Below are 15297 nucleotides of genomic sequence, written 5' to 3'. Positions count from 1 at the left end.
GAGACGTGCCGGGAGATATCCGAGCGGAAGCACTACGCGTCGAGCTTGTCCCCGAGGTCGGCGAGACTCTCCCACGCCACGATCGGCTCGGCGCCATGGAGGTTCTCGACGAGTTCACCGCGCTCGGGCGCCCGTCCATCTTCGTAGTAGCGCCCGAGCACCAGCCACGCTGCAGCCTCGTCGCTCGTCGACTGATGCCCCTGCACATCCTCGGCGTGGAATGGCGGCGGGTCGTCGGGGCGGGGCGGGATGCTGCGGATGAGGTACTCGGCCATACCTAGACGCTACGGCGCCCAAGCCGAACACGCTTACGCACAGCGCCCTCGTTGCCAGGTGGGCAACGAGGGCGTCCTGTACCCGTGTGTGTCAGGCGACGGCGCGTAGTGCGGGTGCGGAAGGGCCGCTGCCGTCGATCTCCGCGGCGGAGAGGCTGAGCATCGCGGCGACGGTGCGGGCCTCGGCCGGCGTGAGCTGCACGGCGAGCCCGTCGTTCACGTAGACGTGAACGGTGGGCGCCTCGTGCTCGGTCCACCGGATGCCCTGGACGACGGCGTCCGACGGGTCGGTATCGGGGGAGGGCTGGACGTCGAGAGCGATCGTGCGGCGCGTGTACGAGTGGCGGGCGCCGCTGTCGTCGGGCTCGGGGGTGGTGTTGGCCGGGTGCGGCATGATGGTAGTCACGGCTGGTTCCTCCTGGATAGGTGCCGGTCGAGGGCCCGGTCTGGTGTTGGCGCACCTGCCGGGCCCGCTGTGTTGTGGCACCAGCCAACCACGGATGCGAATCCAGTACAAGGCGTATTTGTGCAGGTCAGAACAGTGCGCATTGGTGCACCGCCGAGCTGCACAGAGGGGCATCTGACCGCTCCCCAGTGCCCCACCTTGGGGCTGAATGATGTAGAAAATCTGATGCACCCTCCAACCCTTGTGCGGCGGCCGTTGTGAGCGAGGACTCCGGAGTGTGGGTGAATTCTGGTCGAGTGACGGTCGGCTCAGCCTGCTAGTGTCGGTACAGCCAAACGTGTTTTGTTACGTTCTTGGACATGCGGGTGACTCGGGTGGTTGGGCGACGATGAGCCCGACCAGGTCACTGCGCTCGGTCGGTGTCGGATGTGTTTTCGGCTGGGTCAACGACGAGGCCGAGGCGGAGGCGGAGGCGCTGCTTGAGCTCGACCCGATGGCCCGCTCTGAACTCCGCCCGTTGATCCGGCGCCTGGAACAAGGGCGCCTGCGCAGGAACAAGGACTACAAGCAGTTCCAGATGGTCGTGGACGAGCCCTGGCTCTACGAACTCACCCTCGACACGACGCGGCCGCGGCTGAGGTTGTACCTCGTCGAAGAGAGCCATGACGACGGCGTGCACGCCGTCGGGCTCATGCTGGCCGTCAAGCCAACCGGGGATCGCAACGCTCAGCGGGAGCGGCAGAACCGTGATGCGGCTGCGGCCTACGCTCGGCGCTCCGACATGTGATATTCCCCCTATGCAAGACGGCTCGCATGGGGTTATCTTCATGTCATGACCCGCCTCGACGACGTCGCCGCTGGTGACCGAGACAACACCGAGCAGGTCCATGCTCGACAAACTGAGGGCGCGTACGCCCTCATCGAGCAACTCCGAGACCGTCGAATCCGGCTGGGGCTCCGGCAGCGTGACGTTGCCAGTCGCATGGGACGGGATCCTTCCGTCGTCTCCAATCTCGAGCGACTCGGGTCCGACCCACGCTGGTCTTCTCTGCGCCGGTACGCCAGCGCACTAGGTGTCGTCATTGACTACGAGATCACGCCGTACGAGGAGTTCGCGATTCGTGGCCAGATGCATGCTCCTGACGACGCGCCCGATGTGGATCCGCGGCTGGCGGTACCTGCGATTCTGGGTGTTCGATGACTCTTAGGGAACCGCTCCAGTGGGACGAGTTCCTTGTCATGTCGGCTAGCGCCCGCTGGGATAGTGAGCCGGGGGCGGAACGCTGGAACTGCTATCCGCTGTTGCCGGAGGGTTCTGACCGGCTTCTGGTCATCGGCCACGGCCGCGTGGTGGACGAGGGGTACACCTTCACGGTTCAAGTGGCACTGATCAGCAAGATCGCTGACAAGGAGGAGCTCGCAGCGATCTCCGAAGCTGAGCAGAACGAGATCACGCGGAGCGTCCACTCCCTCGTCTGGGACCGCTTCATCCAAGTGGCAATGTCGCTGAGTGGAATCGCAGCATCGCGCCACTCTCTTCACCGGCGCGAGGAGCCACCCTTCCCGGCGAGCATCGCACCGTGAAGACGCCCCCTATGGGACTACCAAGGATGGACGGGGGCGTCGTCCATGCAGTGCGCGGACAGTTGGCGTTGGCCAGGATCGATGCCGGTGTTCGACGTGCATTCCCGGGGCGTGGGAGAGCGCATCGATGAGCGGCACCGCTACAGGGACACCTCGACTGGACCCTGCAGGGCCGCGTCCCGCAGCTCTCCGCGTGCGACCTCGCGCATCACCCCGGTGACCGATCGCCCGTCGACCTCGAGCACGACGTGCACGCCGTTGAGCGACGGCGCGCTCACGGACACGCGTGGCGCGGGTGTCACCTGGGCCGCGGTCCGGCTGCCGCCTACGAGGACGGCCCCGCCGTCGGCGAACTCAGGCAGGTCCCCGGCCAGCGCGAGTTGGCGCATGCGCTCGACCTCGGAGTGCCCGCCGATGGCGTCGACCTCGGCCGCGGTCCACACGTGCTCACCGTTGGAGACGCGCGCGAGGATGGAGTCGGACGTGCCGGTGCCGGGCCCGTAGACCGCGCCACCGCCGGCGTAGGCGCCCTGCCCGTACATCGCCGACGCTGCATGAGCTGTGACGGTGCGGCCGTTGACCGCGTTCAGGGTGCTGTTCAGTGCCCGGATCCGGTCGAACGCGCCGTCCGTGTTCACGTGGATGTCGGTGTAGGCGTCGTCAGGAATGGCGTTGATCTCGGCGGCGAGGTCGCGGGCGGCCTGTTCCTCCACCTCGGCCTTGCCGGTGACCTCGTCCATGGTCTGGCCCATGAGGTCCTGGCGCTTGTTCGCCTCGCGGGTGGCGTCGTCCAGGGCACCTGTCTCGTCGGACAGGATGCGAGTCGCGTCGTCGAGCGCGCGGATCTTGCCCGTGCCGACTTCGCTCGAATAGCCCCACTGGTCGCCGATGTCCGCGACCTTGCTCTCGTAGGCGGCCGACACCTCGGCGAGGGCCTCCGTGTCGCCGGCCATGGCCGCCAGCGCGATGTCCGCGGAGACGCCCAGCGCCTCGGCCGCGCCCGCGATGTCGTCGACCCCGTGCTCGGCCAGCAGCGCGTCTGCCCGCGTCTGGATAAACGCTTGACGGGCCTCCTCGCTCATGCGCGCGAAGCTCGCCGCGCCGTCGTCGGCCAGGGCGTCGAAGATCTCGCCGGTCAGCTCTTCGAGCTCTTCGGCGCTCTCCATGAAGTCGTTCACGAAGTAGCCGGCCACCACACCGCCCGCGATGCCGGCAGCCAGTCCGACCGGGCCGCCCGCCGCACCCAGTCCGGCGAGGGCCTCCTGGGCGAAGTCGCCGATGTCGTCGAACTCGCCTGAGAACGACGCCGCGGCCTCTCGCCCGGAGTCCGCGGCCTCGTCGCGGAAGTTGCCAAGCGCGCTGCGGGCACGGCTCACGTCGGCGTCGACCTTGGGCCGTACCTCGAGGTCGTCGATCTCGTCGAGCTCGTCGTTGATGTCGTCGAGCGTTCGCCGCGCCTCGTACACGTCGGGGTCGATCTGCGGTTCGGTCTGCGACAGGTGGATCTCTTCGAGCTCGGCCCGGACTTCCTCGATGTCGCGCAGGTTCTGGTAGAAGTCCGTCCCGATGACCGCTTCCGTCTCCGTGGTCGCGATCGATTCGAGGTCGGCCTGCAGGCCGTCCAGGTGCCGCATTGCCGCGGCGACGTCCGCGACGATCTCGGCCTCGGTGCGGCTGCCGTCGATCTCGGCCTGCTTCTTCTCGACCTTCCGGGTCTTGGCCTCGAAGTCGTCGATCGTGGCCGTGAACAGGGTGTCGAGTTCCGCGACACGCAGCGGCATCATGCACCTCGCTTCTTCGCCGACTGGCGAGCCTTGGTCTTCGTCTTGCTCGGCATGGCCGAATCCTGGGCGGCCTTGCGGCGCTGCACCCGCATGTCGACCAGCTTCTGCGCGACCTCGGGACCCCGGACCCAAGCCGTCAACGCGACGGCCGCGAACTCGGTGACGACTACGCCCGGAACCTCGTCGGCTTCCATCTGCTCGACGACGTCGGCACCGAGAGCGAGCCGCGGGATCGTGTCGTCGCCCAGAGCCTCGCCAAGGGCCGCCTGCTGAGTGGCGCGGTCGTCGCCCAGGTGCGCGTTCCACACCTCGACGCAGCGCTCCATGCGGTGCAGGTTGGGCTGCGGTAGACGGTAGGTGCGGCCCCGGTAGGGCAGCTCGAGCGTGTTGGCTTCCTCGACATCGGCGAGGAAGTCGTCCAGTCCGGCAATCTTCATCGTGGTGCTGCTCCGTTCGTGGGTGGGGTGGCTGGCGGGCCCGCGCTCCGGGGGCCCGCCAGCAGGGGAGACGGTCAGCAGGTCGGTTCCATGACATCGACCTGCTCGGTCGGGTCCGCGAGGCCAAGCACGTTCGCGAGGGACTGCACTGCCATCACGTCGCCGGGGTCGGCGTAGTCCGGCCAGTACGGCCCGAACGAGGTCTCCAGGGCGCGCACGCGGCGCCGCAGGTCGGCCCCAAGCTGGTCAAGGCCTCCCTCGTCGGCCATGCGCGCGAGGACGGCGCCAGCGCGGCTCATCACTTGCCCGCCTGAGCACGCGCGAGAACAGGCTTGAGCGCCTCGTCCAGGGACCGCGGTCGCGGCTTCCCGTCGCTCTCGCTCACACGGGCGGCCTTCCGGGCCTCATGCTCGGTCTCCTGGGCCGTGAACCGGGCCTGCAGTGCCTCCTGCAGCGGTGTCACTTCCATCAGTTGCCTCCGTTGGTCAGGCCACGACGCAGCGCGTTCGTGGCGGTCTTGGTCAGGTCGCGCTCCGTGTCGCTGTGCTTCGCCGGGAACGGCATCTTCAGCGACGCCGCGCGGCCGGCACCGGAGAGGAACAGCTGGTCACCGAACAGGAACCGCTGCAGGCCGGCCTGTCGCGCCTCGGGCTGGGTCGACTGCTCGACCCCCGCGGTCCGTGCCTGCGCGAGCAGCGCGCCGGCGTCCGTGCGCGCCTTCGACACCACGGCCGCGTAACGGGCCGCCGCATCCTCCACAGCCGCCCCGAACGCCTCCCGCGCGGCTCGGATACGCTCCGGGCCGTCGTAGCCGCTCACAGCCGCGTCCAGCGCCTCCAGCGCCTCCGCCCGCTCCGCAGCCTCCGCAGCCGCCACACGAGCCTGCGCGCCCTTCCTCCGCAGGAACGCGAACCGCTTCCGCGACTCCGCCTGCTCGAACTCTGCCGGGTCGGTCACCGTGCCGGCCTCCACAGCAGCCGACACGTCCCGGGCAGCCGACTCGGCCTCCGCGGCCGCCGACGTCGCTTCCTCGAGCTCGGCCACCGCGGCAGCCTTCTCCGGCAAGGTCTTCGTGCTCATCGCGTCTCCTTCGATCGGTGGTGCATGGACCTCGCGCGGGACGTCCGTCCCACTAAACGCGCGGGCGCGCGCGAGGTGTGGGTGTGGCGGGGTGCGCAGCGGCTGGTGAGTGCGGGCTCTCGGAGCCACTCGCCGCAGGTGGTGCACCTGTTGCCGGGATCCGGCAGGCGGATGGTCATCGTTCGGCGCTCCTATCGGGTACGGACTCGTGCGCGGGCGTGAGCGCCGGCGTGGACTCGGGCGGTGTCAGCGAGGACCAGTTCGGAGGCCATGCGGTAAAGGCCGGCCGCAGCGTCGGGCTCTGCCACGTCGACGAGTCCGGCGAGCTGGCGCGCACGGTCGATGACGTCGAACAGCAGCTCGCGGGTAGGCAGCCGGTCGAGCTCGTAGAGGGCGTGCTGTGCGTGGTCGGCCTCGTGCGCGGTGATCGGGCTGTTCATGGGTCCTCCCGGGTCTGTGGTGTGGTGGTTGCGGGATGGTCAGATGCGGATCGCGGCACCCGCGGGCAGTGCGCGGAAGTAGTCGCTGATGTCGCCCTCGAGGTAGCAGCCGCCGGTTTCTTCGACCCACTCGTCGAACAGCCAGTCCCAGTCGGAGCCCTCGGGTGCCGCGACGTGCTTGCGGAACTGCGTCAGCGCCTCGAGCCGGTCGATGCCCCAGGTTCGGGCCTGGACGATGGCCCGTTCGTCCTGTTCCGGTGTCCAGTCGTCCGGTGCCGTGAAGTACTCGACGGTCACGGCCGGCGCGCGGAGCGTGCTTCCGGTGCTGGTAGGTGATGGGGAGTGCTGGTTGTGTCTACCTCGCGAACCGGCGCCGGTAGAACCCGTAGCCCGGTCCAGTTCACTAGGCGAGGGCGAAGTTGCACCCAGTTCATGAGGTGAACCGGATCCTCGGAGGAGGTCTTCGATGCCCTCCACCGTCCCGCCGGCACGCTCGACGAGCCAGCTCGGGAACGTCAGCCGGTAGCGGTTGCTCACATGGTCACGAGCAGCGGTACCGCGGTCCGGGCGCACCGAGACCATCCACCCGGTGTGCTCGAGCACCCCAAGGTGCTTGACGGCGGTAGCGCGGCTCATGCTCCCTGCCTTCATGAGCGTGCTCAAGGAGGGCGAGAACCGCGCGGGGATCGAGAGATCCGGGTCGGTATACGTGGCCAGGAGAAGCCCGAGAAGCTTCGCCTGCGAGGTGAGTGCGGCCTCGGGGTTCTCCCGGCCGTACTCGAACACAAGGCGGTTGCGGAGAGCACGCTCCCAAAGGAACCGCATCGTCGTGCGCTTGACGGTCTCGACGGCTTGTGTGCCCCGAGGCATCGTGTCTGCACGGTGCGCTACCGTGGTCGCGTCGTTCGATCCTCGCTCGGCGATCATCACGCCCCCGGCCTGCATTCCGGGGGCGTCGCCGTGTCCGGGGCCGATCACGCGCGGCTCCCGGCCAGCTTCGCGCGGATGCCGGCGACTGTGGTCGGGGTGGAGTTCGTGCGCGTCGAGGTGGGTCGGGGCTCGTGCGGTGCGGGGACGTTCGGGTGCTCGACTCTTGTCGCGGGGGTGTACTGGAACGATGCCTCCGCGTCGTCGAGATCGACTCGCAGGAGGCGGCCGATCCTGTAGGCGCGAAGGGTGCCGTCGTAGACGCGTCGGCGGATGGTCCGCTCGGCAACGCCATAGCGACGGGCGGTCTCGGCGAGGGTGGCGAGTCGACGTTGCTCGACCGGTGCTGTAGCCACGGGAAGCTCCTGCGGTGTAGTTCCGTCATGCGCTGTCACCACAACCTTACGAGCACAGAGAACTAGCATTCCGAGCGTTTGTGCAGGTCAGAGCACTTTCTGTGTTCATGGTGGGCCGTGGTGCGCCATGGTTCGCGGTACGACCTTCGAGGTCTCCGTCCACAGTGATGTGCACAGGCCGGCGCCGAACAGCCGGGTTCGGGGTCCGATGTGCTCCGGTCGGCCAGAGGGGCGCCAGTGCTCCGGATCGGGTGGTCTCGGACGCGTTGCAGAGCGCGTGAAGGATGCACGGAGGATGCAAGACGGGAACGGCAAAGGGCCCCCGTCCTGCGCTTGCGCAGTTCAGGGGCCCTTTCGTGGAGTGCTCCCGCGACTGGACTTGAACCAGTGACCGTCCGATTAACAGTCGGATGCTCTGCCAGCTGAGCTACGCGGGATCGTGTCCGTCTGCTCCGTGGAGCGGCGAACCGGTGAAAACCATACCAGGTTCAACCGGGTAGTCCGCACGCCGCCCGCACCCTCGATTCCGTGGCGTCCACCACGTTCGCGACGTCCGCGCGCGCCAGGTCGACCCCGTCGCCCGCGACGGCCTGGGAGAAGAGGGTGCCGTCCAGTCGGCGCCGCACCGCGACCCGGACCGTCCCGCCCGGGACGTCGACCGTCTCGGCCAGGACGACGGACCACAGCACGCGCTCGCGCACGACCGCCGGCAGGTTCGTGCCGGCCGCGTCGGAGAGCATCGGGCGCAGGTCCGGTGCCGCGTCCACCCACTCGACCGTGAGGACCGACCGCTCCGGGTCGAAGGCCGCGCGGTCGACGTCGCACCAGGGGCGCCGCGTCGCGACCCGCGGGGCGTCGTCGTCGCCGGAGAGCAGTACGAGGTCGGCGGTGGTGGCGACGACCCAGCCGCCGTCGGCCGTCTCGGCGCTCGCGAGCAGCCGCTCGGTACCGATCAGCGGCACCACCTGACGGGCGGAGGGCGGGAGCTGGCGTCGTCGGAACATGGGGACACCGTAGTCGTCGGTGCGCGGCATGATGGGACCATGGCACCGTCACACTCCGGCGACCCCTCGGCACCGGGACTCGTCTCGCACACCGAGCACCACCGCGACGGCAGCGTGTGCGCCACGGGGCAGTTCCTGGACGGCGAGCTGCACGGCTACTGGGAGTGGTACCGGACCGACGGCACGCGCAAACGGTCCGGTCACTTCGACCGGGGGCGCCGGGTCGGCGAGTGGACCACCTACGACCGCGGCGGTGTGGTCTACAAGGTGACGACCGTGCAGGACTGAGCGCTGCGGATGCGCCGGTGCGATCACCCCCGTAGCGTCGATCGCACCGCACGAGGAGGCATCTGATGAGCATCGGTGACAAGGCCAAGCACGCCGCGGAAGAGGCCATCGGCAAGGCCAAGGAGGGTCTTGGCAAGGCGTCGGACGACGAGCAGATGGAGGCCGAGGGGCGCGGCGAGCAGTCGCAGGCGAACCTCAAGCAGGCCGGCGACGACGTCAAGGACGCCTTCAGGAAGTAGCGCCGGATCGACGAGGGGCGGGTGCCGGGACGGCACCCGCCCCTCGTCGTGCGTGGCCGTCAGCACGCTGCGCGCCGACAGCCGGGTGATCGGGACGAAGCACCGGGGGTGGTGCCCCGTGCCGGACTTGAACCGGCGACCGATCGATTATGAGTCGACTGCTCTGACCGACTGAGCTAACGGGGCGCGGCGGTGAGCCTACCGGAAGCGCGGTGTGGAGCGGTTGTGACGTCTGCCCGCAGGTGCGGCGCCGAGGCGCTGGTCAGGGCGGCGTCGTGGAAGAATGCCAGCCATGGCGATGCGAGAGATCCGGGTGGTGCCCGACCCCGTGCTGCGCACGGCGTGCGACGAGATCACGACGATCGACGACCGTGTGCGCGGCCTCGTCGCGGACCTGCTCGAGACCGTCGACGCGGAGGGCCGTGCCGGTCTGGCCGCGAACCAGATCGGCGTGAACCTGCGGGCGTTCTCCTGGAACGTCGACGACGAGATCGGCTACGTGCTCAACCCGCGGCTGGTCGACGTCTCGGAGGAGCAGCAGGACGGCGACGAGGGCTGCCTGTCGGTGCCCGGGCTGTTCTACCCCACGACGCGCGCCTGGTACGCCCGCGTGGAGGGGATCGACCTGGACGGCAACGAGGTCGTCGTCGAGGGCACGGACCTCATGGCGCGTGCGCTGCAGCACGAGTGCGACCACCTGGACGGCAAGCTCTACCTGGACCGTCTGGAGCGCAGCGTGCGCAAGAAGGCGATGCGGGAGCTGCGCGAGCGCCTCTGAGGCGCCTCAAATGTCCGGATCACTCTCGCGCGTGCCGCGGGGGTGCGGCAAGATGTGACCCAGTACGCAAGAGGACACGCCGCAACAGATGGCCTGACCAGGAACTTCGTGGCTACCGAGGACGTAGGGGAAGACGGGTCTCGGAACCAGGGAGGACAACATGGCTGGCGTCATCACCCGCGGTGTACTTTTCGTGCACTCCGCGCCGCGCGCGTTGTGCCCCCACCTCGAGTGGGCGGCGGGCAACGTGCTGAGCGCTGACGTGTCGTTGGACTGGACGCCCCAGCCCGCGGCACGAGGTCTGTACCGCGCCGAGTACGCGTGGCAGGGCGCCCAGGGCACGGGTGCGCGCCTGGCCTCTGCGCTGCGCGGCTGGGACCACCTGCGCTACGAAGTCACGGAGGACGCCAGCCACGGCAGCGACGCCGCGCGGTGGTCGCACACTCCCGACCTCGGCATCTTCCACGCCATGACCGACATCCACGGCAACGTCGTCGTGCCCGAGGACCGCGTGCGCACCGCCATGGAGAGCTCGCACGACCCGCGTGCCCTGCGCGAGGCGATGGACCTCGCCCTCGGCAGCGCCTGGGACGACGAGCTCGAACCCTTCCGGTACGCGGGAGCCGGCGCCCCCGTGCGCTGGCTGCACCGCGTCGGGTAGCGCACCCCCGCCCGCGACCGGGCGGTCCCGAGGTTCCGCAGACGACGGCGCCCCGCCGGTTCGACCGAACCGGCGGGGCGCCGTCGTGCGTGCGGGGGGCTCAGGCGTTGGTGACGGTGAGCGCCACGTTGTGGCCGCCGAAGCCGAAGGAGTTGTTGACCGCGGCGATGTCGCCGTCGGGCAGCGTCGCCGGCTCGTCGCGGACCAGCGGCACCTGCAGCTCCGGGTCGGGCGTGACGACGTTGATCGTCGGCGGGGCGAGGCGCTCGTGCACCGCCTTGATGGTGAACAGGGCCTCCAGCGCGCCCGCGCCACCGAGCAGGTGGCCCGTCATCGACTTCGTCGCGGACAGGCGCACGTGGTCGGTGTCCTCGCCCAGCACGGTGCGGATCGAGCGGGTCTCGGTGAGGTCGCCCACCTTGGTGGAGGTCGCGTGGGCGTTGACGTGCACGACGTCGGCGCCCGTGACCCCGGCGTCGGCCAGGGAGCGGCGCATCGCCGCGACCTGCCCCTTGCCCTCCGGGTCGGGGGAGGTGATGTGGTAGGCGTCGGCGGACAGCCCCACACCCGCGATCTTGGCGTAGACGCGCGCGCCGCGGGCGGCGGCGTGCTCGGCGCTCTCCAGCACCACGACGGCCGCGCCCTCGCCGATGACGAAGCCGTCGCGGTCGACGTCGTAGGGACGCGAGGCGCCCTGCGGGTCGTCGTTGCGCAGCGAGAGGGTGCGCGAGGCGGCGAACGCCGCGATCGGCATCGGGTGGATCGTGGCCTCGGTCCCGCCGCAGACGACGACGTCGGCACGGCCGGCACGGATCATGTCCAGGCCGTAGCCGATCGCCTCGGCGCCGGAGGCGCAGGCCGAGACCAGCGCGTGCGCGCCGGCCTGGGCGCCGAGCTCGAGGGAGACGTAGGCCGCCGGCGAGTTCGGCATGAGCATGGGGACGGTCATCGGCAGCACGCGGCGGGCGCCCCGCTCGCGGAGCGTGTCCCAGCCGTCCAGCGTGGTCCAGATGCCGCCGATGCCGGAGGAGACCACCGCACCGAGCCGCTCGCCGTCGACCTCGGGGGCGCCGGCGTCCTGCCAGGCCTCCCGTGCGGCGATCATCGCGTACTGGGTCGAGGGGTCCATCCGCTTGGTCTCGGGGCGCGACAGCTTCTCGGAGGGGTCCTCCTTGATCGTCGCGGCGAAGGTGACGGGGATGCCGTACTTCTCCGACCAGTCGTTGTCCATCGTGCGCGCACCGGACTCACCGGCGAGCGCGGCCGCCCACGTCGAGGGGGCGTCCCCGCCGAGCGGGGTGGTGGCACCGAGGCCGGTGACGACGACGTCGCGCGTGGCTGGGGCGGTCATGACGGGGCTCCTGAGAACGAGGGACGACGGTGGACGGGCGACGCGGGCAGACCGGCCGTGCCGGTCTGCCCGCGTGGGCGGACGAGCCCGATCAGCTCTGGGCGCCCTCGATGTACTTCACCGCGTCGCCGACGGTGGTGAGGTTCTTCACCTCGTCGTCCGGGATGCGGACGCCGAACTTGTCCTCGGCGTGGGTCACGATCGTCATCATCGACAGCGAGTCGATGTCGAGGTCGTCCGTGAACGACTTCTCGGGCACGACGGCGTCGGTCGGCAGACCGGTCTCCTCGGCGACGATCTCGGCGAGGCCCTCGAGGATCTCGGAAGAAGTGTGAGCCATGGGGTGCTTCTCTCCTTGAACGGGGTACCGGTCCTCCGGCACCGGGTCGTGATGGGGCGGTGCGATTCTTCCGCACCACCAGGGTCGGACTCTACGGGTCTGGTGTTACGGGAGCACGACCACCTGGGCCGCGTAGACCAGGCCGGCCCCGAAGCCGATCTGGAGGGCCAGGTCGCCGGAGCGGGCCTTGCCCTCGGTCAGCAGCCGGTCGACGGCCAGGGGGATCGAGGCCGCCGAGGTGTTGCCGGTGTCGGCGATGTCCCGGGCGACCACGACGGACTCGGGCAGCCCGAGCTGCTTGACCATCTGGTCGATGATGCGCATGTTCGCCTGGTGCGGCACGAAGACCTGGATGTCCTCGGGCTGCACCCCGGCCTCCGCCATCGCCTTGGCGGCGACCGGGGCCATCTGGAAGCTCGCCCACTTGAAGACGGTCTGGCCGTCCTGGCGCAGCGTGGGCCAGCCGAGGTCGGCGTCGCGGCGCAGCTCCGACCAGGAGTGGGTCTGGCGGATGGCCTGCGACTTCGCGCCGTCGGACCCCCACACCGTCGGGCCGATGCCCGGGGTGTCCGAGGGGCCGACGACGGCGGCACCGGCGCCGTCGCCCAGCAGGAACGAGATCGACCGGTCGGTGGGGTCGATGATGTCGCTGAGCTTCTCCGCGCCGATGACGAGCACGTGGCGCGCCGTCCCGGCGCGGACCATCGCGTCGGCCTGCCCGATGCCGTACGCGTACCCGGCGCAGGCGGCCGAGATGTCGTACGCGGCGGCCGGCGTGGCGCCGAGCCGGTCGGCCAGCACGGCGGCGGCCGACGGGGTCTGGTGGAAGTACGTGATGGTCGACAGCACGATCGTGTCGATCTCCGCGCCGGTCACCCCCGCGGCGTCCATCGCCCGGCGGGCGGCGGCCTCGGCGAGGTCCAGCACGTCGACGTCGTCGGTCGCGCGACGCCGGGTCACGATGCCGGTGCGCTGGCGGATCCACTCGTCCGAGGAGTCGATCGGGCCGGCGATCTCGTCGTTCGTGACCGACCGGCTGCCGCGCTCGCCGCCGATGCCCAGGATGCGCGAGTGGCGCACCGGTTCGGCCTGGCGCAGCACCGCGCGCGCGGTCATGCCGCGCCGCCGACGGTGGAGTGCCGGGTGATGAGGTCGCGCGCCGCCTCGACGTCGTCGGGCGACTTCACGGCGACGGACTCGACGCCCTTGAGCGAGCGCTTGGCCAGGCCGGCCAGGACGCCGCCGGGGGCGAGCTCGAGGAGCCCGGTGACGCCGCGCTCGGCCAGCGACGCCTGGCACAGGTCCCAGCGCACCGGCGCGGTGATCTGGGCGGTCAGGCGGGACAGGACGTCGGCGGAGGTGCCGTGGCCGCGCGAGCCCTCGGCCAGCGAGCCGTAGTCGGCGCCGTCGGCGTTGCTCAGCAGCGGCAGCCGCGGGTCGGTGGCCAGCCACGTGGTGGCCACTTGCTCGAAGCGGCTGCGCGCGGGCTCCATGTACGGGGTGTGGAAGGCACCGGCCACGGGCAGCGGGACGACGCGGGTGCGCGCCGGGGGCTGCTCGGCCAGGGCCTCGAGGGCCTCGCGGGACCCGGCGGCCACGATCTGGCCGCCGCCGTTGACGTTGGCGGGGTACAGGCCGGCAGCCTCGATGGCGGCCATGACTTCGTCGGTGTCGCCGCCGACAACGGCGCTCATGCCCGACGGCGCGGCGGCCGCGGCGTCGGCCATCGCCCGTCCGCGGTGGGAGACGAGACCGACGGCGCCGGCGTCGTCGAGCGCTCCGGCGACGGCGGCGGCGGACAGCTCGCCCACCGAGTGCCCGGCGGTGACGTCGACGACCTCGGTGGCCTCACGCCCGTCGAGGATCGTGCGCAGCGCGACCAGGGAGGCCGAGACGATCAGCGGCTGGGCCACGGCGGTGTCCCGGATCGTCTCCGCGTCCGACGTGGTCCCGTGCTGGGTCAGGTCGGTCCCGGCAGCGGCCGAGAAGGAGTCGAGCAGGTCGGCGGTGCCGGGCAGCTCCAGCCAGGGGCTGAGCATCCCGGGGTTCTGAGAGCCCTGTCCAGGGCAGACGACGGCGAGCACGACACCACGGTGCCACCTGGGCGGATACCCCGAGCGTCGCGACGTGCACCAACCTGGACACCCCCGGTTGTGGGAATCCGCAATTCGTGACGCGGCGCTCAGGCGTCGTCGAGCTGCCCCAGCGCGAGGGCGATCTGCAGCACGAACGACTCGCGGGCGTCCAGCGGGTCCCAGCCGGTGATCTCGGAGACCTTGCGCAGCCGGTAGCGCACGGTGTTGGGGTGGACGTACAGCCGTCGGGCCGCCGCCTCCAGGGAGCGCCCGGTGCCGAGGTAGGCCGACAGCGTCTCCAGGACGGCACCGGTGGCCTGCTGCAGCGGCAGGTAGGCCTGCGCGACGAGCGTGCGGCGTGCCGCGCGGTCGCCGGTGAGCACCCGTTCGGGCAGCAGGTCGTCGGCCAGGACCGGGCGCGGCGCCTGCGGCCACGCCGACGCTGCGGCCAGCCCGGCCAGGGCGGAGCGCGCCGACGACGTCGCCTCGGCGATCGTGGGCACGACCGGCCCGAACACGACCGGCCCCGGCCCGAACCGGCCGATCAGGCTCGTGGCGGCCGCGACCAGGTCGGTCTCGCCGCCCAGGACCAGCACGAGGCGGTCGCCGTGGATGCCCACGAGGGTGTCCCCGGCCGCGCGGCGGGCGGCGCGCCGCAGCTCGGCGGTGCCGACGTCGTCCAGCCCGTCCAGGGCCTCGCCGACGACGACCAGCACCTGGCCGCGCCCGCTCCAGCCCAGGGCGGAGATGCGCGAGCGCAGCGCGTCGTCGGTGTCGCCGCGCACCAGGGCGTCCACCGCCAGCGCCTCGAGGCGGGCGTCCCACGCGCCACGGACCTCGGCCGCCCGGGCGTAGACCTCGGCGGCGGAGAACGCGACCTCGCGGGAGTACCGCAGCACGGCCTCGCGCAGCTCGCGCTCGTAGCCCGGGGCGGCGATCTGGTCGGAGTAGGACTCGACGACGTCGACCATGAGCCGCACCAGCTGCAGCGTGTGCTGCAGGGAGATCGACCGGGTCAGCTCCGGGGGAGCGGCGGCGAACATCTCGCCCACGCCGTGCGGGTTCTGGGTCGGGTCGGCGAACCAGGTCGCGAAGGAGTTGATGCCGCTCTGGGCGACCAGGGCGACGTAGGAGCGGTCCTCGGCGGGCAGCTGGCGGTACCAGGAGACCTCCTCGTCGAGGCGGCGCATGGCGGCGTTGGTGAGGAGCCCGAGCCCTTCACGGACGCGCTGGACGTTCTCGTCGCGCGAGACGGTCGTGGTCGACATGCTC

Annotated in this window: 22 protein-coding genes and 2 tRNA genes; 7 read left to right on the top strand and 17 right to left on the bottom strand. The window is 70.7% G+C overall.

The genetic code is table 11. The annotated features are described in order from the left end of the window. Positions 1-32 precede the first annotated feature (32 nt). Both PO879_RS10070 and PO879_RS10065 read right to left on the bottom strand, forming a co-directional pair. Positions 33-275 (bottom strand): hypothetical protein, encoded by a 243-nt coding sequence (locus tag PO879_RS10070; protein ID WP_278234769.1) that lies wholly within the window; start codon positions 273-275, stop codon positions 33-35. A 91-nt stretch (positions 276-366) separates the two neighbouring features. Continuing rightward, positions 367-681 carry a hypothetical protein gene (locus tag PO879_RS10065; protein WP_278234768.1) on the bottom strand — a complete coding sequence of 105 codons (315 nt, stop codon included), beginning with the start codon at positions 679-681 and terminating at the stop codon, positions 367-369. Positions 682-1069: 388 nt separating this feature from the next. Here PO879_RS10065 and PO879_RS10060 point away from each other — a divergent pair, with 388 nt between their 5' ends. Genes PO879_RS10060 through PO879_RS10050 form a run of 3 tightly spaced genes read left to right on the top strand, consistent with a single transcriptional unit; the run spans position 1070 to position 2265 of the window. Further along, positions 1070-1468, top strand: a complete 399-nt coding sequence (locus PO879_RS10060) for a hypothetical protein (protein WP_278234767.1) — start codon at positions 1070-1072, stop codon at positions 1466-1468. A gap of 45 nt (positions 1469-1513) precedes the next feature. Further along, the gene (locus PO879_RS10055; protein ID WP_278234766.1) at positions 1514-1882 is read left to right on the top strand and encodes a helix-turn-helix transcriptional regulator; all 369 of its coding nucleotides are present in this window, start codon (positions 1514-1516) and stop codon (positions 1880-1882) included. Positions 1883-1920: 38 nt separating this feature from the next. Next, positions 1921-2265: a hypothetical protein gene (locus PO879_RS10050; protein ID WP_278234765.1), complete on the top strand. Its 345-nt coding sequence runs from the start codon at positions 1921-1923 to the stop codon at positions 2263-2265. 140 nt (positions 2266-2405) lie between these two features. Here PO879_RS10050 and PO879_RS10045 read toward each other — a convergent pair whose 3' ends face one another. The 9 genes from PO879_RS10045 to PO879_RS10005 form a co-directional block, all read right to left on the bottom strand. Then, a complete protein-coding gene (locus tag PO879_RS10045) occupies positions 2406-4181 on the bottom strand; it encodes a hypothetical protein (RefSeq protein WP_278234764.1) in 1776 nt (591 codons plus the stop codon). Positions 4182-4560: 379 nt separating this feature from the next. Next, entirely contained in the window at positions 4561-4755 is a 195-nt protein-coding gene (locus PO879_RS10040) for a hypothetical protein (protein WP_278234763.1), read from the bottom strand. A 29-nt stretch (positions 4756-4784) separates the two neighbouring features. After that, positions 4785-4955 (bottom strand): hypothetical protein, encoded by a 171-nt coding sequence (locus PO879_RS10035; protein WP_278234762.1) that lies wholly within the window; start codon positions 4953-4955, stop codon positions 4785-4787. Beyond that, positions 4955-5566: a hypothetical protein gene (locus PO879_RS10030; RefSeq protein ID WP_278234761.1), complete on the bottom strand. Its 612-nt coding sequence runs from the start codon at positions 5564-5566 to the stop codon at positions 4955-4957. The genes PO879_RS10035 and PO879_RS10030 overlap by 1 nt, the downstream gene beginning before the upstream one ends. Positions 5567-5757: 191 nt before the next feature. Further along, a complete protein-coding gene (locus PO879_RS10025; protein WP_278234760.1) occupies positions 5758-6006 on the bottom strand; it encodes a hypothetical protein in 249 nt (82 codons plus the stop codon). Positions 6007-6045: 39 nt separating this feature from the next. Beyond that, positions 6046-6984, bottom strand: coding sequence for a hypothetical protein (locus PO879_RS10020; RefSeq protein WP_278234759.1), 939 nt, complete (start codon positions 6982-6984; stop codon positions 6046-6048). Then, positions 6981-7289, bottom strand: coding sequence for a helix-turn-helix domain-containing protein (locus tag PO879_RS10015; protein ID WP_278234758.1), 309 nt, complete (start codon positions 7287-7289; stop codon positions 6981-6983). The genes PO879_RS10020 and PO879_RS10015 overlap by 4 nt, the downstream gene beginning before the upstream one ends. A 364-nt stretch (positions 7290-7653) precedes the next feature. Then, positions 7654-7726 (bottom strand) — tRNA-Asn (locus PO879_RS10010). A 51-nt stretch (positions 7727-7777) separates the two neighbouring features. Beyond that, positions 7778-8293: a hypothetical protein gene (locus PO879_RS10005; protein WP_278234757.1), complete on the bottom strand. Its 516-nt coding sequence runs from the start codon at positions 8291-8293 to the stop codon at positions 7778-7780. Between the two features lie 39 nt (positions 8294-8332). Here PO879_RS10005 and PO879_RS10000 point away from each other — a divergent pair, with 39 nt between their 5' ends. Both PO879_RS10000 and PO879_RS09995 read left to right on the top strand, forming a co-directional pair. Then, complete coding sequence (locus PO879_RS10000) at positions 8333-8581, top strand: hypothetical protein (RefSeq protein WP_278234756.1); 249 nt, start codon at positions 8333-8335, stop codon at positions 8579-8581. Between the two features lie 65 nt (positions 8582-8646). Next, positions 8647-8820 carry a CsbD family protein gene (locus PO879_RS09995; RefSeq protein WP_278234755.1) on the top strand — a complete coding sequence of 58 codons (174 nt, stop codon included), beginning with the start codon at positions 8647-8649 and terminating at the stop codon, positions 8818-8820. 109 nt (positions 8821-8929) lie between these two features. On the opposite strand, the gene PO879_RS09990 is transcribed toward PO879_RS09995, so the two are convergent. Continuing rightward, positions 8930-9006 (bottom strand) — tRNA-Ile (locus tag PO879_RS09990). Positions 9007-9112: 106 nt separating this feature from the next. Here PO879_RS09990 and def point away from each other — a divergent pair. Both def and PO879_RS09980 read left to right on the top strand, forming a co-directional pair. Then, entirely contained in the window at positions 9113-9598 is a 486-nt protein-coding gene (def, locus tag PO879_RS09985) for a peptide deformylase (RefSeq protein WP_278234754.1), read from the top strand. Between the two features lie 160 nt (positions 9599-9758). Further along, positions 9759-10259 carry a DUF3145 domain-containing protein gene (locus PO879_RS09980; RefSeq protein WP_278234753.1) on the top strand — a complete coding sequence of 167 codons (501 nt, stop codon included), beginning with the start codon at positions 9759-9761 and terminating at the stop codon, positions 10257-10259. Positions 10260-10359: 100 nt separating this feature from the next. Here PO879_RS09980 and PO879_RS09975 read toward each other — a convergent pair whose 3' ends face one another. The 5 genes from PO879_RS09975 to PO879_RS09955 form a co-directional block, all read right to left on the bottom strand. Beyond that, entirely contained in the window at positions 10360-11610 is a 1251-nt protein-coding gene (locus tag PO879_RS09975; RefSeq protein ID WP_278234752.1) for a beta-ketoacyl-[acyl-carrier-protein] synthase family protein, read from the bottom strand. 91 nt (positions 11611-11701) lie between these two features. Further along, positions 11702-11950, bottom strand: a complete 249-nt coding sequence (locus PO879_RS09970) for an acyl carrier protein (protein ID WP_278234751.1) — start codon at positions 11948-11950, stop codon at positions 11702-11704. A 105-nt stretch (positions 11951-12055) separates the two neighbouring features. Further along, complete coding sequence (locus tag PO879_RS09965; protein ID WP_278234750.1) at positions 12056-13066, bottom strand: beta-ketoacyl-ACP synthase III; 1011 nt, start codon at positions 13064-13066, stop codon at positions 12056-12058. Next, positions 13063-14034, bottom strand: coding sequence for an ACP S-malonyltransferase (locus PO879_RS09960; RefSeq protein WP_278234749.1), 972 nt, complete (start codon positions 14032-14034; stop codon positions 13063-13065). The genes PO879_RS09965 and PO879_RS09960 overlap by 4 nt, the downstream gene beginning before the upstream one ends. 98 nt (positions 14035-14132) lie before the next feature. Then, positions 14133-15293 carry a helix-turn-helix domain-containing protein gene (locus PO879_RS09955; RefSeq protein WP_278234748.1) on the bottom strand — a complete coding sequence of 387 codons (1161 nt, stop codon included), beginning with the start codon at positions 15291-15293 and terminating at the stop codon, positions 14133-14135. Between the last annotated feature and the right edge of the window lie 4 nt (positions 15294-15297).

This window comes from Isoptericola sp. AK164, from assembly GCF_029643425.1.
Classification (GTDB): Bacteria; Actinomycetota; Actinomycetes; order Actinomycetales; family Cellulomonadaceae; genus Isoptericola; species Isoptericola haloaureus.
The sequence above is the reverse complement of the archived record's forward strand: the minus strand, read 5'-3'. Positions and strand labels throughout refer to the sequence as shown.